Source organism: Streptomyces sp. NPDC057287 (genome assembly GCF_042667905.1).
GTDB lineage: Bacteria > Actinomycetota > Actinomycetes > Streptomycetales > Streptomycetaceae > Streptomyces.
In genome coordinates this window covers 341262-363561 of record NZ_JBHUYV010000007.1, presented here as the reverse complement: position 1 = coordinate 363561, position 22300 = coordinate 341262, and the positions used below count along the sequence as shown (strand labels likewise).

At 72.2% G+C, this 22300-nt stretch carries 21 protein-coding genes; 5 read left to right on the top strand and 16 right to left on the bottom strand.

Annotated elements, in window-relative coordinates:
• The first annotated feature begins 51 nt into the window (after positions 1–51).
• Positions 52–825, top strand: a complete 774-nt coding sequence (locus tag ACFUNE_RS16810; RefSeq protein ID WP_383567681.1) for an alpha/beta fold hydrolase — start codon at positions 52–54, stop codon at positions 823–825.
• Positions 826–944: 119 nt separating this feature from the next.
• Here ACFUNE_RS16810 and ACFUNE_RS16805 read toward each other — a convergent pair whose 3' ends face one another.
• The 12 genes from ACFUNE_RS16805 to hisD all read right to left on the bottom strand — a co-directional run bounded on the left by ACFUNE_RS16805 (position 945) and on the right by hisD (position 13718).
• Positions 945–1406: a hypothetical protein gene (locus ACFUNE_RS16805; RefSeq protein WP_383567678.1), complete on the bottom strand. Its 462-nt coding sequence runs from the start codon at positions 1404–1406 to the stop codon at positions 945–947.
• Between the two features lie 21 nt (positions 1407–1427).
• Entirely contained in the window at positions 1428–5468 is a 4041-nt protein-coding gene (locus ACFUNE_RS16800) for a hypothetical protein (protein ID WP_383567675.1), read from the bottom strand.
• A 195-nt stretch (positions 5469–5663) separates the two neighbouring features.
• Positions 5664–6599: an alpha/beta hydrolase family protein gene (locus ACFUNE_RS16795; protein ID WP_383567672.1), complete on the bottom strand. Its 936-nt coding sequence runs from the start codon at positions 6597–6599 to the stop codon at positions 5664–5666.
• Positions 6600–6872: 273 nt separating this feature from the next.
• Entirely contained in the window at positions 6873–7805 is a 933-nt protein-coding gene (locus ACFUNE_RS16790) for an alpha/beta hydrolase family protein (protein ID WP_383567669.1), read from the bottom strand.
• A gap of 191 nt (positions 7806–7996) precedes the next feature.
• Positions 7997–8752 (bottom strand): imidazole glycerol phosphate synthase subunit HisF, encoded by a 756-nt coding sequence (gene hisF / locus ACFUNE_RS16785; protein ID WP_383567666.1) that lies wholly within the window; start codon positions 8750–8752, stop codon positions 7997–7999.
• The gene (locus tag ACFUNE_RS16780; RefSeq protein WP_383567663.1) at positions 8749–9147 is read right to left on the bottom strand and encodes a RidA family protein; all 399 of its coding nucleotides are present in this window, start codon (positions 9145–9147) and stop codon (positions 8749–8751) included. The genes hisF and ACFUNE_RS16780 overlap by 4 nt, the downstream gene beginning before the upstream one ends.
• Entirely contained in the window at positions 9144–9869 is a 726-nt protein-coding gene (gene priA, locus ACFUNE_RS16775; protein WP_383567660.1) for a bifunctional 1-(5-phosphoribosyl)-5-((5-phosphoribosylamino)methylideneamino)imidazole-4-carboxamide isomerase/phosphoribosylanthranilate isomerase PriA, read from the bottom strand. The genes ACFUNE_RS16780 and priA overlap by 4 nt, the downstream gene beginning before the upstream one ends.
• Positions 9869–10510, bottom strand: a complete 642-nt coding sequence (hisH, locus tag ACFUNE_RS16770) for an imidazole glycerol phosphate synthase subunit HisH (RefSeq protein WP_383567657.1) — start codon at positions 10508–10510, stop codon at positions 9869–9871. Before hisH ends, priA begins: the two co-directional genes overlap by 1 nt.
• Before the next feature lie 7 nt (positions 10511–10517).
• Positions 10518–10685, bottom strand: coding sequence for a hypothetical protein (locus ACFUNE_RS16765; RefSeq protein WP_014156783.1), 168 nt, complete (start codon positions 10683–10685; stop codon positions 10518–10520).
• Positions 10682–11275 carry an imidazoleglycerol-phosphate dehydratase HisB gene (gene hisB / locus ACFUNE_RS16760; protein ID WP_031098999.1) on the bottom strand — a complete coding sequence of 198 codons (594 nt, stop codon included), beginning with the start codon at positions 11273–11275 and terminating at the stop codon, positions 10682–10684. The genes ACFUNE_RS16765 and hisB overlap by 4 nt, the downstream gene beginning before the upstream one ends.
• The gene (locus ACFUNE_RS16755) at positions 11272–12399 is read right to left on the bottom strand and encodes a histidinol-phosphate transaminase (RefSeq protein ID WP_383567653.1); all 1128 of its coding nucleotides are present in this window, start codon (positions 12397–12399) and stop codon (positions 11272–11274) included. The genes hisB and ACFUNE_RS16755 overlap by 4 nt, the downstream gene beginning before the upstream one ends.
• Complete coding sequence (gene hisD / locus ACFUNE_RS16750) at positions 12396–13718, bottom strand: histidinol dehydrogenase (protein ID WP_383567650.1); 1323 nt, start codon at positions 13716–13718, stop codon at positions 12396–12398. The genes ACFUNE_RS16755 and hisD overlap by 4 nt, the downstream gene beginning before the upstream one ends.
• 160 nt (positions 13719–13878) lie before the next feature.
• On the opposite strand from hisD, the gene ACFUNE_RS16745 reads away from it, so the two are divergent.
• From ACFUNE_RS16745 to ybaK, 4 genes are all read left to right on the top strand, one after another.
• Positions 13879–15480 (top strand): oxidoreductase, encoded by a 1602-nt coding sequence (locus ACFUNE_RS16745; RefSeq protein WP_383567647.1) that lies wholly within the window; start codon positions 13879–13881, stop codon positions 15478–15480.
• 219 nt (positions 15481–15699) lie between these two features.
• Positions 15700–16734 carry a hypothetical protein gene (locus ACFUNE_RS16740; RefSeq protein WP_383567644.1) on the top strand — a complete coding sequence of 345 codons (1035 nt, stop codon included), beginning with the start codon at positions 15700–15702 and terminating at the stop codon, positions 16732–16734.
• An 11-nt stretch (positions 16735–16745) separates the two neighbouring features.
• Positions 16746–17525 carry an LON peptidase substrate-binding domain-containing protein gene (locus ACFUNE_RS16735; RefSeq protein ID WP_383567641.1) on the top strand — a complete coding sequence of 260 codons (780 nt, stop codon included), beginning with the start codon at positions 16746–16748 and terminating at the stop codon, positions 17523–17525.
• 16 nt (positions 17526–17541) lie between these two features.
• Positions 17542–18042, top strand: coding sequence for a Cys-tRNA(Pro) deacylase (gene ybaK / locus ACFUNE_RS16730; RefSeq protein WP_383567638.1), 501 nt, complete (start codon positions 17542–17544; stop codon positions 18040–18042).
• A 22-nt stretch (positions 18043–18064) separates the two neighbouring features.
• On the opposite strand, the gene ACFUNE_RS16725 is transcribed toward ybaK, so the two are convergent.
• From ACFUNE_RS16725 to ACFUNE_RS16710, 4 genes are all read right to left on the bottom strand, one after another.
• A complete protein-coding gene (locus ACFUNE_RS16725) occupies positions 18065–18850 on the bottom strand; it encodes an ABC transporter permease (protein ID WP_383567635.1) in 786 nt (261 codons plus the stop codon).
• Between the two features lie 4 nt (positions 18851–18854).
• Positions 18855–19703: an ABC transporter permease gene (locus ACFUNE_RS16720; protein ID WP_383567797.1), complete on the bottom strand. Its 849-nt coding sequence runs from the start codon at positions 19701–19703 to the stop codon at positions 18855–18857.
• A 55-nt stretch (positions 19704–19758) separates the two neighbouring features.
• Entirely contained in the window at positions 19759–20742 is a 984-nt protein-coding gene (locus tag ACFUNE_RS16715) for an ABC transporter ATP-binding protein (RefSeq protein WP_383567794.1), read from the bottom strand.
• 112 nt (positions 20743–20854) lie between these two features.
• Positions 20855–22114 (bottom strand): NYN domain-containing protein, encoded by a 1260-nt coding sequence (locus ACFUNE_RS16710; protein WP_383567632.1) that lies wholly within the window; start codon positions 22112–22114, stop codon positions 20855–20857.
• Positions 22115–22300: the final 186 nt, after the last annotated feature.

Genomic DNA, 22300 nt, shown 5'->3' with positions numbered 1-22300 from the left:
CGGAGGCACAGTCCCGGCCCGGTCGGCGGCGGCCGCCCGTAACGTCGGCGCATGACTGACGAATTGCGTACACACGACGGTTTGACCCTGCGTTACCGGTCCTGGTCGCGGAAGCCGGACACCTCCCTTCCCCCGGTGGTGCTGCTGCACGGCTTCGCGGCGAACGCCCGGCTGAACTGGGAGGGCCCCGGTGTCGTCGAGGCGCTCGTGGCGCGGGGGCGCCGGGTGTACGCCCTGGACGCGCGCGGCCACGGCGAGTCGGACCGGCCGCACGACGACACGCACTACGGCGAGTCGCTGATGGCCCGTGACGTCCGTCTGCTCATCGACCGGATCGGCGAGGAGCGGGTGCATGTCGCGGGCTACTCCATGGGCGCCGTGGTGGCGCTACTCGCCGCGGCGCGGGACAGCAGGATCAGCCGCCTGGTGGCCGGAGGGATCGGTGCGGGCGCGGTGGAGGTGGGCGGCCTGGACACCCGGGTGATGCCTCCCGAGCTGGTGTCGGCGGCGCTGACGGCCCAGGACGCGGCGGACGCCCCCGAGCGGACCCGCGCCTTCAGGGTCCTGGCCGACACGGCGGGCGGGGACCTGCTCGCGCTGGCCGCTCAGATACGGGCGGTGCACCGGGACGCGCTGCCGCTGGACCGGATCGTGGTCCCGACGCTGATCCTGGCCGGTGGGAGCGACCCCCTCGCGACCCGGCCCGAGGTGCTGGCCTCGGCGATCACGGGAGCGGAGCTGACCGTGCTCCCCGGGGATCACCTGACGGCTGTACGCGATCCCGGATTCGCCGAGGCCATCGCCTCGTTCCTCGCGAGGGACTGAGCGTCGGGCTCCGGCTGGGGGAGAGGACCGGACCGCGGTACGCGCGGTCCGGCCGTCGGCTCGGCTCCGTCGGCGGACCGGAACCGCCCGTTCATCGAGGGCCCCGGCCGGGGCGGCACTCAGTCGCGTACCGGACAGTCCCCCTTCGCCGGCCGGTGTGCGGCCTCCACGGCCGGCCCCAGGGGGGCGGGGAAGATGAACTCCGTGCACGACGCGGGCTCGCCGGCCAGAGCCGGAACCGTCGTGATGACGACGCGTACGGCACCGTCGTCCGGCCGGTCCACCCGCCAGGGGTCGGCCCGCGCGATGCCGGCGATCTCGGCGTCCGTGAGTTCCCCGTCGTGCGCCGCGTCCGCCAGTTGCCGGGCGAGGCCGGCCACCTGGAGGCGCTGGTTCTCCGTGCGGGTGCGGTCGGCCCCCTCGGGCAGCCGGTCCCCCAGCCACCACAGGAGCGTTCCCACGAACGCCAGGGCGAGCGCCGCCAGGGCGAGCAGTATGAGGACACCGGCACCTGCCGACCGGCGCGCCTTCGCGCGTCCGGTCGGCAGGCCCGTCGGAGGGTGTTCCGTGTGATCGGTCATGTCACCGACGGTCGTACCGCATCACGAGCCCGTATATCCGAGTGCCGTCAGTCTCGACTTCATCACGTTCGCGTACCCCGTGGTGCCGTCGGACTTCGGGTGGAAGGACTCGCGGCTGAGGCATTCCTCGGGCAGCCAGTCGGCCGTGCAGGAACCGGTGACCTTGGTGACCGGGTCGCCCTGGTGGAAGTCGCCGTCGCCGTTGGGGCCGATGACGACCTTGTTGATCCACTCGGGGTCGTCGCAGCCCGCGTGACCGACGAAGGCGTCGACCGGGTTCGCGTACGCGATCTTCATGCCGCCGGTCTTCAGCCGGCCGACCAGCTTCTCCTGTTCGGTGTCGGCGTGGTTGACCAGCTCGGCCAGCGCCGCGACCTCGGGCATCATGTAGTAGAGCGAACCGGCGCACTTGACCGTGCGGCTGAGCAGTTCCGGATAGCCCATGAGCATGATCTGCGCGTTCGGCGCCTTGAGCGCGATGTCGCTCAGGGTGCTCGACAGGTTGGGGATCATCGTCTGGTCGACGATGCCCTTGTACTTGGTCAGGAAGCCCGGGTCCTCGTTGCAGTTGGTCCCGATGCCCGCGCAGTCCATCATGGCGTTGGTGAACCCGCCGCCGTCGTTGCCGCCGAGCGTGAGCATCACCAGGGTGGTCTCCGGGGTGAGCACCCCGGAGTTGACCTGGTTGATCTCCTTGAACTGCCCTTCGCCGAAGCTCTGCGACTCCGCGTCGAACGGACCGTTCCAGACGTTCCTGGTCATCGCCCCCGAGCAGGCCACGAAGCCGAGTTCGGCGGTGGAGCTCCAGTCGTCCGAGAGCTGTCCCAGCGGGGTCGAGGTGCCCGGCAGGACGACCTTCCGGGACCATGCGTTGTCGCTGCGCCGGCAGGCGTTCCACCGGTCCGTGCCGTGGTCCGCGTCGGACTCGGGGCTGTAGTCGCCGGCCCCCTCCCCCGAGGTGTACGAATCGCCGAGGACGGCCACGATGTGCTTCGGCTTGGCCGCCAGCGGCTGGAAGGCCACCGCGTCCCAGGCCACGTCCTCGCTGCCGTCCCCGTCCTCGGTCTGGCTGCCGAGGCGGACACGGGGCGTGCCGCTCATGTTGTACACGCCCAGCGAGACCCAGGTGTTGGCCTTGATCTTCTGGTTGACGTACCGGGTACGGGTGAACGAGCCGGAGCCGGTGTCGATCTCGTACTTGGCCTGCTGGGTGTGCGCCCCGTGGTCGGGGATGTGCACCATCACCCGGGACCAGCCGTTGAGTGCCTTGCCCAGCTTCCAGGTGCCCGTGGTGCTGAGGCGGTTGGCATCGGTGGTGCCGGTCTCGCGGCTGTGGGTGAACCAGAAGTGGTTGCTGTAGCCGGCCCCGATCTGGTGCAGGTCGATCTTGCCCGGGTAGAAGCCTCCCGAGGCGGCGAAGGTGAACTCGAAGCTGCCCGCGGAGGACACCGCCGACGGGCAGCGGTTGGCCGACCCGGACGGCCTGACGCCGTTGGGCACGTCGTCGATGACCAGGGCGTCGCTCGGAACGCCGCCCGAGCAGCGCGGCGCGTAGGAGGTCTCGTCCGGCTGTTCGGGATAGGTGTTGTCGAACCGGTGGATCGCGTTGCCGCACACCCCGGAGGCACAGTTCTTCCAGGTGGTCGCCGGGATCGACTTGTTCCACCAGCAGTACAGGTCGCTGCGGGTGCAGGCGCCCATGCCGGGGTCGTTGGAGTCGTTCGGGCCGATCTTGCTCGGGTCGCACTCGTTGGCGCTGGTGCAGAACAGCGACTCCGGCGGCTTCATCGCCGTGCGGTCGAGGACGGTCGTCCACCAGGCGGGGCGGTATCCGGCCTGCATGTCACCGGGCTTGAAGAGCGCCGAGAGGGGACGGGCGGCCCAGCCGAGGACCTTCTCCTGGTACGGCCAGTCCTGCGGGTGCGCGGCGTGCGAGTAGTCGTCGGTGCCGCTCGCGTTCTCCAGGAACGGGGTGCGGTTGGCCTTCCACAGCGGGTTGGCCGGGTTGTTGGTGAAGCCGAGACCCCACTTGCCCTTGTTCTTGCTCGCGTCGGCCTCGGCGTAGTAGCCCGAGTTGTACGCCCACAGCGCGAAGAACCAGCTCTCCAGGTACTTCGGGTCGCCGTTGGCGATGGTCATCCCGCCGGCCTTGGTCTGGTTCCACTTCTCGACCAGGATGTTGACGCCGGCCGCGATGTTCGCGGTGTAGTCGACGGCCACGGCCTTCTGCTGGAGTGAGGACCACCCGGTGTCGCTCTTGCGCATGTTGTCGGTGACCTGCGTGATGCCGTAGCCGCAGTCCGACTCGGCCCAGTCGATCGCCCACGGATCGGGGATCTGGCCGTCGGAGTTGTACGTCGTGCCGTAGTAGTTGCCGATCAGGGAGTTGGCGGTCACCCCGGGGACGGCGTAACGAGTGGCCTGCCACATGTTGGATTCCTGCGCGGTGATCCCAAGCATGACCTGCGCCGGTATCTGGCCGCCGCCGGTCAGCGACTTCAGCGGGAACAGCTGCTGGGGCGAGTAGGAACCGACGCCCGTGTCCTTCCAGTTGGCCGGGCGGGTCACCAGCTTGTTCAGGTTGTTGCTGATCGCCTGGTCGACCGCCCACTCCACCTGACGGGGCGTCGGCTGGAATGCCTGCTGCCGGACGTCACCCCGGGCGACGGCGCAGGTGCGCTCGTCCTCGACCGGGTTGTGCGGGTCGGCCGCGGCCGCGAGCGACGCGGAGCGGCTACCGGGCGCCTTGGTGGCGACCCCTTCCAGCGCCGGGGAGAGCTTCTGGCCGGCGTCCTCGTGCGGGGCACCGCCGGGCCGGGTCTCCAGGGCGATCGTCCTACCGGTGCCCAGATCCTCGAGGTCGATCAGCGCGGTGCGCTCGGCACCGGTCTCCCCGGCGCGGGCCGGGTTCTCGCCGTCGCCGCTCCAGCCGGAGGCGGTCACCAGGACCTTGCCGTCGGTGGAGGCGTGCGCGTCCTTGAGGGCGCCCGCGGGCCGGCGCACGACCGCGGGCAGGGCGGAGACCGCCTGCCGGGTCTCACCGGTCACCAGCACGGTGCCGTCGGCGCTCGACGTGAGGTCCATCTTCGTGAGGGTGCCGGTGGCGAGCTTGCTCGGGGCACCCTTTCCGGTCCTCACGGCGGCCGCGTCGACCCGCATGACGGCACCGTCCTCGGCGGCGGCCACCCCGGCCTTCGCCGGAGCCGCGGGCCGGTCGAGGTAGACGAGGCCCCCGTCGCGGTCCGCCTTCAGCTGGAGGGGGATGCGCCGGGTGAGGGCGACGGTGCTGCGCGCGCCCTTCCCGTCGATCCGGACGAGCCGGTTCCCGTCGGCCGCGACGACATCGTCGCCGTACGGCACGGCCGATGTCACCTGACCGGCCAGCGCCAGCGGTTCGGAGGCCTTGCCGGTCGCCGCGTCCACCCGGACGATCCGGGTCTCGTTGCGCGCGGAACGGTCGTCGGCGAACTGTGAGAACACCGCCGTCTCGTCCGTGCCGCATCCCGGCGAGAAGTAGGCCAGGGAAGCCTGGAAGGGGAGTTTGGTGACCTTCCCCGTGGCCAGCTCCACGACGGCGGTGAACGCGCCGCGCGACATGAGCTGCTGGTCGTTGGTGAAGGTGCGGGGTGCGTACGCGACCACGGCGCGCTCGCCGGAACCGGTGACGCAGACGTTGCCGATCCAGCTGTCGGCCTCGAAGCCCGGCTCGGCCAGAGTGGCCGCCGTGCGCCAGGCGTAACCGTCCTCGCGCGCGGCGGTCAGCAGGTGGAACCCGGTGGCGTCACCGGAGGTGCTCCACGCGACGTCGTCGGACGCGGTGTACGCCTTGCCGAGCACGGCGGCGCGTCGTTCCTCCGGTACGGCGGCCGGCCGCTCGGAGGCGCCGGTCCCGGAGTTCCCGCCGGTCCGGCCCTGGACCGCCCCTGGGGGCGCCTTCGGCTCCGGTGCGGCGTCGGCCCCCGCGGGGAGCGCGGCGATCAGTGCTGCGGCGGTGGCGAGTACGACGGTGGTGCGGACGGCTTTGCCGCGGTGCCTGCGGCCCGTCTGCGGCCTGGGTCTCATGCTTGCGGCCTCCCGTAACGGAACGTGGTGTGCGCGCAGATGATGACTCATGGGCATCTCGCGCCACTCTCGACGCACGTGTCACGAAACGGCGGCTCCAACTCCGCTTCTCCCCGCGGGCGGCACGGGGGCCGGCACCCCGACGGCGAAGGGCCGGACCGCGGTACGCGCGGTCCGGCCCCTGCTCCCCCGCGGTCAGGAGGTGTGCGGGCAGGTGCCCCTGTACTCGGCGATGGTCAGGCTGGTCGAGGGCAGCGGGCAGAGGAACTGCTCGTAGCGGGTGTCGTTGTCGATGAAGCGCTTCAGCCAGGAAATGCTGTACTTCGCGATCGTCGTGTTGGAGCTGTTCGGAGTGAAGTGCGTGGCACCCCGCAGCTCCAGATACGCCTTGTCCAGCGAGCCCGGCAGGGAGTTGTAGAAGGGGCTGGAGTGCGTGGCGACCGGTGCCACGGTGTCGCCGTCGGCACCGATGACCAGGGTCGGGGTCTTTACCTCGGGCCACGTCTTGTCGGTGTTCCACCCCGTCAGCGGGATCGCCGCCTGGAGCGAAGGCCGGTCCTTCGCCGCCTCCAGCGTGCCGCCACCGCCCATGGAATGCCCCATCACACCCAGCCGGGAGGAGTCGACCCGGCTCCGCACCGAACTGCTGCCCGTGAGGTAGTCCAGCGCGGCGAGCAGCTGGTCGCCCCGGCTGGCCGGCTGGTCCAGTGTGGTGTTGGTGTCGATGGTGAACACCACGAAGCCCTGCGAGGCCAGACGAGGACCGAGCCACGCGATGCTCGACTCGTAGGCGGTGAAACCGGGCGCGATGACGACCGCGCCGAACGTGCCGTCCGAGGTGGACGTCGGGTAGTAGATCGTGCCGCCGCCGAAACCGCGGACGCTCAGCGAGGACACAGAGGTCTGGGAGGTGGCGTAGGAGCCTCGGAGCGCCTCGATGCTCGAACTGCTCGGCGCCGGACCCCGCTCGTACGGATTGTCCGCGGCCTGGGCTCCGCCGGGGACGAGCGCGGTGAGCAGACCGGCGGTCGCCGCCGCGGCCGCCAGGGCGCCCTTGACGGTGCGGGAGCGGCTCTTCGACGTCCGGTGGCGGCGCGGGGAGGTGTCGCCGGAGGGGAGGTGCTGCTGCACGGGGATTCCTCTCGGTTGTGGCGCGCCGTACGGCGGCGGCCGGGGCCCCGTCGTCCTGAGGCCTTCGGGGGTGCCGCGTCGGTGGCGCCGTCGTTCGGTGGGCCTGTCGTCACTGTCGCGGCACGCCCACGCGCGGACATCGGCGAGATCGCCGGTCTTCGCGGTCGGCCGGTCCTGACGACGGCACAGGGGCCGGACCGCGCGCGCGGTCCGGCCCCTGTGACCTCATGGTCAGGAGGTGTGAGGGGCAGGTGCCCCGGTACTCGGCGATCGTCAGGAGGTGTGCGGGCAGGTGCCCCTGTACTCGGCGATGGTCAGGCTGGTCGAGGGCAGCGGGCAGAGGAACTGCTCGTAGCGGGTGTCGTTGTCGATGAAGCGCTTCAGCCAGGAAATGCTGTACTTCGCGATCGTCGTGTTGGAGCTGTTCGGAGTGAAGTGCGTGGCACCCCGCAGCTCCAGATACGCCTTGTCCAGCGAGCCCGGCAGCGAGTTGTAGAACGGCTCCGAGTGCGTGGCGACCGGTGCCACGGTGTCGCCGTCGGCACCGATGACCAGGGTCGGGGTCTTTACCTCGGGCCACGTCTTGTCGGTGTTCCACCCCGTCAGCGGGATCGCCGCCTGGAGCGAAGGCCGGTCCTTGGCCGCCTCCAGCGTGCCGCCACCGCCCATGGAGTGCCCCATCACACCCAGCCGGGAGGAGTCGATGCGGGTGCGCACCGAGCTGCTCCCGGTGAGGTAGTCGAGCGCTGAGAGCAGCTGGTCACCGCGGCTGGCCGGCTGGTCCGACGTGGTGTTGGTGTCGATGGTGAACACCACGAAGCCCTGCGAGGCCAGGCGAGGGCCGAGCCACGCGATGCTCGACTGGTAGGCGGTGAAGCCGGGCGCGATGACGACCGCGCCGAACGTGCCGTCCGAGGTGGACGTCGGGTAGTAGATCGTGCCGCCGCCGAAACCGCGGACGCTCAGCGAGGAGACCGTCGTCTGGGAGGTCGCGTACGAGCCTCGGCTCGCCTCGATGCTCGAACTGCTCGGTGCCGGGCCGCGCTCGTACGGATTGTCCGCGGCCTGGGCGCCCGGCATCAGCGCCGTGACCAGACCGGCGGTAGCGGCCGCCGCGGCGACGGCCAGCTTCACGGTGCGGGATCGGCTCTTCGACATCCGGTGGCGGCGCGGGGAGGTGTCGCCGGAGGGGAGGTGCTGCTGCACGAGGGGGGATCCTCTCGGTTGAGGCGGACCACACCGCGGCAGCCGGAGAGGCCTCGTCGTCCGGAGGCCTTCGGGGGAGCACCGCGCAGTGGCGCCGTCATTCGTTGACGGCGCCACTCTGGCGGTGCTCGCTCCCTGCGGACATCGGCGAGATCGCCGGTCCCGGGGACCGGCCCGCTCCCCGGCCGGGGTCAGCGAACCGGGTGCCCGGCCTCGCGCAGAGCGCCCTTGACCTCGGAGATCCGCAGGTCACCGAAGTGGAAGACGGACGCGGCGAGCACCGCGTCGGCGCCCGCGCCGACGGCGGGCGGGAAGTCCTCCAGCCTGCCGGCACCGCCGGACGCGATGACCGGGACGGTGACGTGGGCCCGTACCGCCTTGATCATCTCGGTGTCGTAGCCGTCCTTCGTGCCGTCGGCGTCCATCGAGTTGAGCAGGATCTCGCCGGCGCCGAGCTCGGCCGCCCGGTGCGCCCATTCGACGGCGTCTATGCCGGTGCCCCTGCGGCCGCCGTGGGTCGTCACCTCGAAGGTGCCCTCGGGGGTGCGGCGGGCGTCGACGGAGAGCACGAGCACCTGGCGCCCGAACCGCTCCGCGATCTCGCGGATGAGGTCGGGGCGGGCGATGGCCGCGGTGTTGACGCCGACCTTGTCGGCCCCGGCGCGCAGCAGCTTGTCGACGTCGTCGGGGGTGCGGACCCCGCCGCCGACGGTGAGCGGGATGAAGACCTGCTCGGCGGTGCGGCGCACCACGTCGTACGTCGTCTCGCGGTCACCGCTGGAGGCGGTGATGTCGAGGAAGGTCAGCTCGTCGGCGCCCTCGGCGTCGTACAGCTTCGCCATCTCGACGGGGTCGCCCGCGTCGCGCAGGTTCTGGAAGTTGACGCCCTTGACGACGCGGCCCTTGTCGACGTCCAGGCAGGGGATGACGCGTACGGCGAGGGTCATCGCTCACCTGCCCGGTAGGCCTCGACCTCGACCTCGACGACCAGGGAGGGGTCGACGAAGCCGGACACGATGATCATGGAGGCGGCGGGCCGCACGTCGTCGAACAGCTCCTTGTGGGCGCGGCCCACCTCGTCGACGTCCCGGGCGTGCGTGATGTACATCCGGGTGCGGACGACGTCCTCACGGCCGAGCCCGACCTGCTTCAGCGCGTCGAACGCGACCTGGAAGGAGGCGACGGCCTGCTCGTACGGACTGCCCGCGGAGATCTGCCCGTTGATGACGGAGGTGCAGCCGGCCACCAGCACGAGCCCGTTGGGGAGTTCGACCGCACGGGAGTAGCCGAACTTCTCCTCGAAGGGTACGTCCGAGGAGACGCGGCGCACGGAGTCCGTCATGCGGCCACCGCCTTGAGGGCCTCCTCGAGGGTGAACTCCTTCGCGTACAGCGCCTTGCCGACGATCGCGCCCTCGACGCCTTCGGGGACGAGGAGGGAGATCGCGCGCAGGTCGGCGAGGGAGGAGACACCGCCGGAGGCCACGACCGGCTTGTCGGTGGCGGCGCAGACGTCCCGCAGCAGTCCCAGGTTGGGGCCCTGCAACGTGCCGTCCTTGGCGATGTCGGTCACGACGTAGCGGGCGCAGCCCTCGGAGTCGAGGCGGGCGAGCGTCTCGTAGAGGTCGCCGCCGTCGCGGGTCCAGCCGCGGCCGCGGAGCGTGGTGCCGCGGACGTCGAGGCCGACGGCGATCTTGTCGCCGTGCTCGGCGATGACCTTGGCGACCCACTCGGGGGTCTCCAGGGCGGCGGTGCCGAGGTTGACGCGGCGACAGCCGGTCGCGAGGGCGGCCTCCAGCGAGGCGTCGTCGCGGATGCCTCCGGAGAGCTCGACCTTGATGTCCATGGCGCCGGCCACCTCGGCGATCAACGCACGGTTGTCGCCGGTGCCGAAGGCGGCGTCCAGGTCGACGAGGTGCAGCCACTCGGCGCCGGAGCTCTGCCAGGCCAGGGCCGCCTCCAGGGGCGAGCCGTAGGAGGTCTCGGAGCCGGATTCGCCGTGCACGAGGCGGACGGCCTGTCCGTCGCGGACGTCTACGGCGGGGAGCAGTTCAAGCTTCGGCATTACAGCGTCTCGATCCAGTTGGTCAGCAGCTGGGCGCCGGCATCGCCGGACTTCTCGGGGTGGAACTGGGTGGCCCACAGCGCGCCGTTCTCCACGGCGGCCACGAACCGCTCTCCGTGCGTGGCCCAGGTGACCTTGGGCGCGCGGATCTTGGCGTTGGTCACTTCGAGGGACCAGTCGTGCGCCGCGTAGGAGTGCACGAAGTAGTAGCGCGACTCGGGGTCCAGGCCCGCGAAGAGCTGGGAGCCCTCCGGGGACTCGACGGTGTTCCAGCCCATGTGGGGGACGACGTCCGCCTTCAGCGGTCCGACGGTGCCGGGCCACTCGTCGAGGCCCTCCGTCTCGACGCCGTGCTCGATGCCGCGTTCGAACAGGATCTGCATGCCCACGCAGATGCCCATGACGGGGCGGCCGCCGGACAGCCTGCGGCCGATGATCCACTCGCCGCGTGCCTCCCTCAGGCCGGTCATGCAGGCCGAGAAGGCACCGACGCCGGGGACGAGCAGCCCGTCGGCGTTCATCGCGGTGTCGAAGTCGCGGGTGATCTCCACGTCGCCGCCGACGTGGGCGAGGGCCCGCTCGGCGGAACGGACGTTGCCGAAGCCGTAGTCGAAGACGACGATCTTCTTCTTGTCGCTCACAGATTCCTCAGTCCCAGAGTCCCTGGATCCGCATGACGCCTGCCACCAGGCACATCACGGAGCCGATCCCGAGGAGCACGACGACGCCCTTGGGCATGCCCTGCTTCCAGAAGGAGTAGACGCCGCCGGCCAGGAAGAGGCCGACGAGGATCAGTACGGTGTTGAGGCCGGTCACAGGGCGCCCTTCGTGGAGGGCAGGATGCCGGCGGCGCGCGGGTCGTGCTCGCTGGCGTAGCGCAGGGCGCGGGCCAGGGCCTTGAACTGGCACTCCACGATGTGGTGGGCGTTGCGGCCGTACGGGACGTGGACGTGCAGGGCGATCTGCGCCTGGGCGACGAAGGACTCCAGGATGTGCCGCGTCATCGTCGTGTCGTACTCGCCGATCATCGGCGCCATCTTCTCCGGCTCGGTGTGCACCAGGTACGGGCGGCCGGAGAGGTCGACGGTGACCTGGGCGAGCGACTCGTCCAGCGGGACGGTGCAGTTGCCGAAGCGGTAGATGCCGACCTTGTCGCCGAGTGCCTGCTTGAAGGCGGCGCCGAGCGCGAGGGCGGTGTCCTCGATGGTGTGGTGCGAGTCGATGTGCAGGTCGCCCTCGGTCTTGACCGTGAGGTCGAAGAGACCGTGGCGGCCGAGCTGGTCGAGCATGTGGTCGTAGAAGCCGACCCCGGTCGCGACATCGACCTTGCCGGTGCCGTCGAGGTTGATCTCGACGAGCACGGAGGTCTCCTTGGTGGTCCGCTCCACCCTGCCTACGCGGCTCATGCGTCGTGCTCCTTCTTCAGTTCGCGCACCGCATCGAGGAACGCGTCGTTCTCTGCCGGGGTTCCCGCGGAGACCCGCAGCCACCCCGGTACGCCGTTGTCCCGGACCAGGACGCCCCGGTCGAGGATCTGCTGCCAGGCGGTGCGGCTGTCGGCGAAGCGGCCGAACTGGACGAAGTTGGCGTCCGAGTCGGTGACGGCGAAGCCGAGCTCCCGCAGTCCGTCGACCAGCCGGTCGCGCTCGCTCTTGAGCTGGGCGACGTACCCGAGCAGCGTATCGGTGTGCTCCAGGGCGGCGAGCGCGGTGGCCTGCGTGACGGAGGACAGGTGGTACGGCAGCCGCACCAGCTGGACCGCGTCGACGACGGCGGGGGCCGCCGCGAGGTAGCCGAGGCGCAGGCCCGCGGCGCCGAACGCCTTGGACATGGTGCGCGAGAGCACCAGGTGCGGGCGGCCCTCGATGAGCGGCAGCAGGGAGGGGTGGTGGCTGAACTCGCCGTAGGCCTCGTCCACGACGACCATCGAGGGCCGAGCGGCCTGGGCGGCGTCGTACAGCGCGAGGACGGTCCCGGCGTCCACGGCGGTGCCGGTGGGGTTGTTGGGCGAGGTGATGAAGACGACCTCGGGCCGGTGGTCGGCGATGGCCTTCTTCGCCGCCTCGACGTCGATGGTGAAGTCCGCGTTGCGCGGTCCCGAGATCCAGCCGGTGCCGGTGCCGCGTGCGATGAGGGCGTGCATCGAGTACGAGGGCTCGAAGCCGATCGCGGTGCGTCCGGGGCCGCCGAAGGTCTGCAGCAGCTGCTGGAGGACCTCGTTGGACCCGTTGGCGGCCCAGACGTTGGCGGTGGCGACCTCGTGACCGGCGGTGCGGGTGAGGTAGCGGGCGAGCTCGGTGCGGAGCTCCACCGCGTCACGGTCGGGGTAGCGGTTGAGGTCGCGCGCGGCCTCGCGGACCCGCTCGGCGATGCGGTCGACGAGCGCGTCGGGCAGCGGGTACGGGTTCTCGTTGGTGTTCAGCCGGACCGGTACGTCGAGCTGGGGCGCCCCGTACGGGGACTGGCCGCGCAGTTCGTCGCGGATCGGGAGGTCGTCCCAGGCGTTGCCGGTGGTGCGGTCGTTCGTCACGCTTGCGGAACCTTCCAGCCGAACCTGGCCTTGAGTGCGGCGCCGTGGGCGGGGAGGTCCTCCGCCTCGGCCAGGGCCACGACGTGGTGGGTGACCTCGGCGAGCGCGTCGCGGGTGTAGTCGACGATGTGGATGCCGCGCAGGAAGGACTGCACGGACAGACCCGAGGAGTGGCAGGCGCAGCCACCGGTCGGCAGGACGTGGTTGGAGCCGGCGCAGTAGTCGCCGAGGGAGACGGGCGACCAGGGGCCGACGAAGACCGCTCCGGCGTTGCGGACCCGGCCGGCGACGGCGGCGGCGTTCTCCGTCTGGATCTCCAGGTGCTCGGCGGCGTACGCGTCGACGACCTTGAGGCCGTCCTCCAGGTCGTCGACCAGGACGATCGCGGACTGGCGGCCGGCCAGCGCGGGCTCGATCCGGTCGGTGACGTGCCTGGTCGCGGCGATCTGGGGCTTCAGCTCGGCCTCGGTGGCGGCGGCGAGCTCCTCCGAGTCGGTGACGAGGACCGCGGCGGCCATCGGGTCGTGCTCGGCCTGGCTGATCAGGTCGGCGGCGACATGCACCGGGTCGGCGCTCGCGTCGGCGAGGATCGCGATCTCGGTGGGGCCCGCCTCGGCGTCGATGCCGATGCGGCCCTTGAGGAGGCGCTTGGCGGCGGCGACGTAGATGTTGCCGGGGCCGGTGACGAGGTTCACGGGGAGGCAGTCCTCGGTGCCGTACGCGAACATCGCGACGGCCTGTGAGCCGCCGGCCGCGTACACCTCGTCGACGCCGAGGAGGGCGCAGGCGGCGAGGATCGTGGGGTGCGGCAGACCGCCGAACTCCTTCTGCGGCGGGGACGCCACGGCGATGCCCTCGACACCCGCCTCCTGGGCCGGGACGACGTTCATGACGACGGAGGAGGGGTAGACCGAGCGGCCGCCCGGGACGTAGAGCCCGACGCGCTCGACGGGCACCCACTTCTCGGTGACCGTACCGCCGGGGACGACCTGGGTCGTGTGGGTGGAGCGGCGCTGCTCACGGTGGACGAGGCGGGCGCGGCGCGTGGACTCCTCGAGCGCGGCACGCACGGTGGGGTCGAGGTTCTCCAGCGCACCGGTGATCGCCTCGGCGGGGACCCGGATCGAGTCGAGGCGCACGCCGTCGAGTTTCTCCCCCCACTCGATCACTGCCGCCGAGCCACGATGGCGTACGTCCTCACAGATGGGCTGCACCGTCTCCAGGGCGGCTTCCACGTCGAACTCGGCACGGGGCAGCAGGTCGCGCAGGGCGCCACCCTCGGGGAGGGCGGCACCGCGCAGATCGATTCGAGAGATCACACCGCAATTCTCTCAGACCGGTTCAGACGTCCGGTCGCCCGTATCACTGGCTGATACATGTCCCGGCTGTCACTGCTGACCGTTAGCGTTCACGTCGTCACGCAGAGGGAAGAACGACTGTACGAAGCGCGGGACGAACCGCGCGTCCGGAGGTGATGCAGTGACCGAACCGCACGACGGCGAGATCCCCGACGGGCTCAGCGCCGCGGAGCTGGGCATGTGGCAGTCGTTCCGGAACGGCACCACCTACGATCTCCGCTCGCACGACCCGGTGCGCGACGATCCGTTCGCCCCGCACAGCTGGGGGCCGGAGCGCAGCGTGGGCGCCCGGACGGTGGCGCGGCTGCTGCTGAGCGGGCCGGCCGCGCGGCCGGGGCGGGTGGCCGCGCTGAAGCTCCGGGGCGTCCGCATCACGGGGAAGCTGGATCTGGCGGGCGGCCGCGTCTCGCCCTACGTGGAGATGACGGGGTGCCGCTTCGAGCAGGAGGTGGTGCTGCCCGAGTGCCATTTCACGACGCTGCGGATGGTGGGGTGCGCGGTGCCGAGGCTGGACGCGGCCCGGCTGCACACGGAGGGAGACCTGCATCTGCCGCGCTGCCGGATCGAGCGCGGCATCCGGCTGACCGACGCGCAGATCGGCACGGACCTGCTGATCAACCAGATCTACATCGGGCCCGACCGGCGCGGCCGCTCCTTCGTGGGCGACGGGATGTCGGTGGCCCAGGACCTGCAGGCCGAGATGATCGACACGCGCGGCGAGCTGAGCCTGCGCGGGGCGAAGGTCGGCGGCTCGCTGAGCCTGCGCGGCAGCCGGCTGCGCGCCTCCGACGGGCGGCGGGCGCTGAACGCCCCGCAGCTGAGCGTGGAGCGCACGCTGTACATGACGGAGGCCTGGGTGAGCATCGACACGGGGAACCAGGGCACCACTCCCCCGTTCGGTGTCGCGCGTGGCGGGGGTCCGGCGCGCGGCACGCGTGCGCAGGCCTTCCAGTGCCGGGGCGCGGTGCGGCTCGACGACGGGCGGTTCGGGGACGCGGTGGATCTGCACAAGGCCCGGTTCGTGCTGGCCGACCGCGAGGAGCTGTCGCTGCGCCGGATCGTCACCCCCGAACTGCGGTTCAACGCGGAGCGCCCCCGGGAGGGCCGGGTCGTGCTGAACGGCGCGAAGGTCGTCACGCTGATCGACGTGTCGACCAGCTGGCCGGGCCCGGGCGGGCTGGCGATGGGCGGCTTCGTGTACGAGAACCTCGTGCCGTACGGCCACTTCCCGCTCTCCCGGCGCCTGGAGTGGGTGCTGGCCGCGACCCCGGAGTACGTCCCGGAGCCGTACGAGCGCCTCGCGACGGTGCTCCGCAGCTGCGGGGAGGACGCCGACGCCCGTGAGGTCCTGCTGGCCAAGCAGCGGCGGCGGCGCGAGACGCTGCCGCCCGCGGGGAGGATCTGGGGCTACCTGCAGGACTGGACGGTGGCGTACGGCTACCGGCCCGGTCGGGCCCTGGTCTGGATGGCCGTGCTGTGGGCGGCGGGGGCGGTGGCCTTCTCGCAGTACCGGCCGGAGTCGATCAAGGGGAGCGAGCATCCGCAGTGGAACCCCGCGCTGTACGCCCTGGATCTGCTGGTGCCGGTGATCGATCTCGGGCAGGACGGGTACTGGCTGCTGGAGGGCGGCTGGCAGTGGACGGCCGCGGCCCTCGTGCTGCTGGGGTGGATATTGGCCACGACGGTGGCGGCGGGCGCGTCCCGGCTTCTGCGGCGAGGCTGACCGGGGGCGGCGCCCGTCCTGCCGGATCCCTGTCGGCGCGGTGGTCGAAAGGCCGGTCGAGGCCCGGCAGGACAGGCGGAAATCGGCAGGGGAAGGTCGGAATCGAGCCAGCCGCGGGCGTTTCCTTTGCCTTTTCTTGACCTCGCCCGGGGCAACCCTCCCACTCGCTACAGAAGCTTCACAGAGCTCCTCTGGCGCCGCCCCCACCAGGGCTTTTCAATGGTCTGCACCATGTCTTTCCTCCGCGCACTGCTGAGTACCGCGCGCACGTTCCGGTACGGCCCCGGGCTGTCGGCCGGGCTGCCGGCGGACGACGCGGTGATGCTCGACGCCCCCGACGAGCGGCTCTCCCCCGCGCTGGTGGCGGCGGCCCTGGGCGATTTCGAACCCGCGGCCAAACTCCTCGCCACCACCCGGGACGCCGCCGACTGGGAGTCCCGCGACCGGACCCTGGCCCGGCTTGTCGCCTTCGCCCGCAACCGCGACGGCTGGCTCACCGGCTGGCTCGACGCCGCGCCCCGCGACCCGGACGCCCTGCTCGTCAAGGCCGCGCTTGCGGTGCGCCGCGCGTGGGAGTCGCCCGCCCACGCCGAGCTGCTGCGCGAGGTGGGACCGCTCATCACGGCGGCGGCGCAGGCCGACGCCCGCGACCCCGTGCCGTGGCGCCTCGCGCTCGACCATGCCCGCGGCACGCATGCCCCGCACACGGTCTTCGAGTCGCTGTGGGAGCAGGCGGTGCGCCGCTCCCCCCACCACTACGGCAGCCACGTCTCGGCGCTCCGCTACCTCTCGGCCGAGTGGTACGGCTCCCACCGCGAGTGCTTCGACTTCGCGGAGCGGGCCGCCGAGGACGCCGCCGGGGACTCCCTGGTGCAGGCGCTCCCGGTACGGGCGGCCTTCGCCCTGCTGCGGGACGAGAAGGCGGCTCCACGGGTGACCTCCGTGCAGGAGGACCGGATCGACGCGGCGGCCGACCTCGCGATCAGGCTCTCCGCCGGATTCCCCGCGGGTGATCCCTGGCCGGCGGAGGTCCGCAACCTTCTCGCCTACGTCCTGGTCGCACGGGGCCGCGCGGCCGAGGCGCTGGAGCAGTTCCGGCTGATCGGCCCGTACGCGACCTCGTTCCCGTGGGCGTCCGTGACCGGCGAGGCGCTGGGAGGATTCCTCGACGCGCGGGCGGATGTCCGGCTCCGGGTGGCCTCTTCCACCCCCCTGTGCGGGAGGCCGGAACACAGCGGGCCCCGCGCCCATTAGGCTTGGCCGCTGTGACCACCGCTCGCCTGCCACTCTTCCCGCTGAACGCGGTGCTGTTCCCCGGCCTCGTGCTGCCGCTCAACGTCTTCGAGGAGCGCTATCGCGCCATGATGCGCGAGCTGCTCGAGATCGACGAGGACGAACCGCGCCGCTTCGTGGTGGTCGCGATCCGCGACGGCCGCGAGACCGCCCCGACCGCCACCGGGATGCCGGACACGGTCGCCGCCGCACCTCCCGCGGAGCGTGCGCCGGGCGACGGTTTCGGCCCCGATCCCCTCCAGACCTTCCACCGGGTCGGCTGCGTCGCGGACGCGGCGAAGATCCGTGAACGTGCCGACGGCAGCTACGAGGTCCTGGCGACCGGCACCACACGGGTCCGGCTGCTCTCCGTCGACGCGAGCGGTCCCCACCTGACGGCGGAGGTCGAGGAGCTGCCCGAGGACCCCGGGGCCGCCGAGGACGGCGACACCTCCCCCACCGACGAGGCGGGGGCCCTCGCGGAGGGTGTCCTGCGGGCCTTCCGCAGCTATCAGAAGCGACTGGCCGGAGCGAGCGAGCGCTCCCTGACGACCGGTGCGGACCTGCCGGATGACCCGTCCGTCGTCTCGTACCTCGTGGCCGCCGCCGCCGTGCTCGACATCCCGACTAAGCAGCGGCTGCTCCAGGCCCCGGACACCGCGACCCGGCTGCGTGAGGAACTGGCGCTCCTGCGCAAGGAGACCGCCGTCATCAGGCACCTCCCGTCCCTGCCGGCCGCCGACCTGACCCGCGACCCGACGTACCCCAACTGACCCGAGGACCTGCCAGGTGGCCAAGAAGTCCAGGAAGCAGCAGCCCGGCGGCACCCCGGCGACGGTCGCCCTGACCGCCGCCGGCACGGCGTTCACGGTCCACTCGTACGACCACGACCCCTCGTCCCCGTCCTACGGCGAGGAGGCGGCCGAGGCCCTCGGGGTCTCCGCGGACCGGGTGTTCAAGACCCTGGTGACGGACGTCGACGGCGAGCTGGTCGTCGCCGTCGTCCCCGTCGCGGGATCGCTGGACCTGAAGGCCCTGGCATCGGCGGTGGGCGGCAAGCGTGCGGCCATGGCGGACCCGGCCGCAGCGGAACGGACCACGGGCTACGTGCGGGGCGGAATCTCCCCCCTGGGGCAGCGCAAGCGCCTGCGTACGGTGCTGGACGCGTCTGCCGGGTCCCACGCGACGGTCTGCGTCTCGGCGGGCCGCCGCGGCCTGGAGGTGGAGCTCTCCCCCACCGACCTGGCCGCCCTGACGGAGGCCTCGCTCGCGCCGATCGGCCGCACCTGAATCCGGTCCGGCCAGGGCGCGGCTAGGACCGCTCGGGCCACTCCCCGGCGCGCTTGCCGTCCTCGGGCACCGGCCCGGGCCCGAACGCCGACTCCGGCTCCGGCTCCGGCTCCGGCCCGGAGGACGAGGCACCCGGCTGTCCCGTACCGTACGGCGCCCCGTACGGGACGTCCCACTCCGGCTCAGGATCCCGCGGCCCGAACAGAGCCGTCAGCCCCAGGTGGACGATCATCGCCGCGATGGGCCAGGCGAGCATCGCCGCGCCCACCGCGTGCAGCTCCAGCGGCGCGTCGAAGGTGACGCCCTTGCCGGCCTCCTTGGCATGGGCCACCACATCGGACGTGGGCCCGAACCAGGTGCCGATGCCCCACGCCAGCAGGGAGCCGAGCAGCCCGCCCAGGGCGAGTCCCACCACCAGGGGGATGCCCCCGCGCCGGCGGAAGAGGAAGACGGCGATCCCCGAGACGAGGCCGAAGGCCAGGCCCAGGAGCACGAAGGTGCCGTCGGCCCCGATGGCCTCCTCGCCCTCGCTGTTCTTGAGGAAGACGGCGGTGTCGTCGGAGACGAGCGGCACCCGCGGCGCCAGCCAGAGCCAGAGCACCCCGAGGACGAGACCCGCCACCGTCAGGACCGCGGCGATCACCGCGCCCTGCCTGAGCTCCGTACGCCGCTCGTCCGCGCCCGGCTGGTCGCCGGGCACGGCGTGCGACCCGGACGGCGGGGCCTGCCAGGGGTCGTTCGGCTGGGGCTGGTGCGGCGGCGTCAACGGTGCGGTCACGGTGCCATCGTGCCAGGCCCGGACACGCACCGCCTCACCGGACCGCCGCGCGGCGGTAGGCCCAGGTGGCCACGGCCAGCGACAGCACACCGACGGCCGCGCACACCGCGAGGTCGAGGGCGACGACCGCCCAGTCGGGGTGGGCGTCGAACGACCGGGACAGCGCCTCGACGCCGTACGTCGAGGGAAGGAGGTCGCGGGCCCAGCCGACCGGGCCCGGCAGCCGCTCGGCCGGCAGCACGCCCAGCAGCAGCGCGGCCGACATGCCCAGCTGCCCGAGGAGTGTCGCCAGCTCCTGCCGCGGCGCCAGCAGTCCCAGCGCGGCGCCCAGGCCGGAGAGCGCGGCCCCCGAGAGCGGGATGACCGCGACGAGCACCCACAGATGTGTCATGGGCAGCCCGAACAGCGCGCTGCCCGCCACCGCCGTGACGATGGTGCCGGGCACGGTGAACGAGGCGTAGGCCCCCGCCGCACCCAGCACCACCGCCGCGGGCGGCACCGGCAGCGTCGCGTAGTGGTCGAGGCCGCCGCCCGCCCTCAGCTGGCCGAAGTACTGGGCGAGCAGGTTGAGCGCGACGAAGGCCACGACCAGCACGCTGGAGCCGGCCACGACGGCCCGTGCCTCCCCGCCGCCGTCGACGACCCCGCGCATCAGCACCATGATCCCGACGGACTGGAAGGTCGCGACGAACAGCAGCGGAATCCGCGCGACCCTCGCCCGCGACAGCTGCGCCCGGTAGACGGCCGCCATCGACGGCAGCAGTCCGGCCCGCGGCGCGAGGGCCGCGGGAGCGGTACGGGCGGGCGGGCCGTTGCGCACGGCGGAGGTCCGCACCTTCGGCCCGGACACCTTCGCGGACTCCGTGGGAACGATGCTCGTCACCTGGCAGTGCTCCCGTTCGACTCCGACACGCATCCCGACACGTTCACCGTCCTGATCACGCCTTCACCAGTCCCTCGGTGGCCCTCGCCGCGTCCCCGCCGAGTGCCAGATAGACGTCCTCCAGGCTTGGCGTGGCCAGCGTGAAGTCGTCGAGCGAGGAGAACGCGGCCCCGCCGGTCACCGCGGCCACCGCGGCCCGCGCCTCGTCGGGCCCGAGCCGCAGCACCCACTTGCGCCCCGACTCCTGGGCGGACCCGCGGAGCGCGGCGACCTCCGGGACGTCCAGCGGCGCGCGCTCGCGCCACACCAGCTCGACCCGGACCTCGCCGGCCACCTGCTCCTTGAGACCGGAAGGGGTGTCGCAGGCGATGACCTTGCCCCGTTCCATGACGGCCACCCGGTCCAGGACCGTCTCGGCCTCGATGACGTTGTGGGTCACGAGGAGCACCGTCGCGCCGTGCTCGGCCCGCCGTCGGTCGACCGCGGACCAGACGGACCGCCGGGCGACGGGGTCCATCCCGGTCGTGGGCTCGTCCAGCACCAGGACGGGGCGCTCGCCGACCAGCGTCGCGGCGAAGCAGGCGAGCCGGCGCTGCCCGCCGGAGAGCTTCTTCAGCGGGCGCCCGGCGAGCCCGGTCAGCCCGAGCTCCTCCAGTACGTCGTCGCGCGCGGCCCGCGCGGCGCGCACCGGCAGGCCCCTGAGCCGCCCGGTGGTCTCCGCCGCGAGCGACACGGTCAGTTCGTCGAGGGCGGTGGACTCCTGCCCGAGGTAGCCGATGAGCCGGGAGGCCCGCTCGGGATGGCGCACGAGATCGTGCCCCAGCACCTCGACGCTTCCCGAGTCGGGGCGCATCAGTCCGGTGAGCTGGCGCACGAGTGTGGACTTGCCCGCGCCGTTGGGGCCGAGCAGCCCGAAGATCTCCCCTCGCCGGACGTCGACGCAGATCCCGTCGGTGGCGCGCACCTCGGGAGTGGCGGCCCGGCCGCGTCGGCCGCGGACGGCGGGGTAGGTCTTGACCAGATCACGCACCGCGCACACGGTCTGCGCCTCTGATGTGCCCGTAGCCTGTGCTGTGCCCGTACTCACGAGGTATGAGACTACGGGGTCGGATGCCCCGTATTGCGTCCGGGGCCGGGCAGGGACGCCCCGGTCACTCCCCGACGGGAACGTGCTCGGCGGCGGCCCGTACGTCGATCTCGCGCCAGAACCCCGCCCGGATGGCATAGCGGTCGTGCTCGTCGATCTGGTCGTCCTTGTGCGCGAGCAGCCCGAAGCGGGCGGCGTACCTCAGGAGTTCGCCGTCGATGCGGTGCGGGATGCGGGGGTACATGGTGGACAGCTTCTGCAGGTGGACGGTCTCCGGCAGGCGTTCCATCCAGCGCCGGGCGAAGACCTGACCGACCTCGAAGGGGTCGCCGCCGACGGTGGTGATGTCCTCCTCCCGGTCCGCCCAGCGCTGTTCCGCGCTGGTGACCTGCGCCAGGGTCGGCAGCGACGCGGTCTCGGCCGGTTCGCCCAGCGGCCCGCCGCGCTCGACCCAGCCCTTGTCGGACGACCAGCGCAGCGTCGCGTTGGCGACGGGCGGCTGCGCGGTGTGCTGCGTGACCTGGGCGCCGGGTGCGCGCAGGCTCGCCAGGTCCTTGGGGGTGGGGACGCCCTTGTGCCCGGGTGCCGGCGGGGCGCCCGGTGTGTCCTCCGCGGCCTGCGCGCCGGTGCCGTTGCGTGCCGCGGCGGCCTGGGCCTCCGACGCGCGCTCGGCCGAGGCGGCGAGGGCTGCCTCGGGCAGCGGGGCGGAGAGGATCGCGGCGATCTCGGGGCGCGGCACGGGCGGGGGCGCGCACACTCCGCCCGTCTCCTTGGCCCGTACGGCCTTGGTGATCCAGGCCCGGTCGAGCACCCGCCGCTCGTCGGCCTCGGCGACCAGGTCCTCGGACTGGTTGTAGTCGCCGTCGGCGGCCTGGACCGCCCAGAGGTGGACGGCGACACCGTGTTCCTTGGCGGACATCAGCCCCGGCAGCAGATCGCCGTCGCCGGTCACGAGCACCACGTCGGAGCAGGCGCGGTTCCTGGCCAGCTCGGTCAGTTCGGCGTGCATGGCCGCGTCGACGCCCTTCTGCGCCCACCGTCCGTCACTGCGTGTGAGGGCGCCGAGCCGAACGGTCACCCTGGGCATGACCCTGAGCCTGCGGTGCTCGGGCTGCGGCACGCGGTCGGGGGCGCCGTCGAACCAGTAGATGCGGAGCAGGGGCTGTTCCGTGTCGGCCTCGGCGCGCTCGCGCAGGCCCTGGATCAGGGCCGCGTGGTCCACGGTGATGCGGGAACGGGCGGGCTCTCCGGCCAGCAGACTCGCGGCTGCGCCCAGCAAGTAGCCGGCGTCCACCAGGACGACGCAACGGTCCACGCGTTCCACCCTCTTCCAACTCGGGAGCGGATCGGCGGACCCGGACACGGGGGGGGTGGGTCCGCCGACCCGGGTTCGCTTACTCAGGGTTTCCTTCGAGTCTGCCCGACGGCACGGTCGTTAAGGTCCGGAACTCGATCATCGGCGTGGCGGATCCGAGAACGGCGCATGATACCCCGCCTACTACGCTCGGTA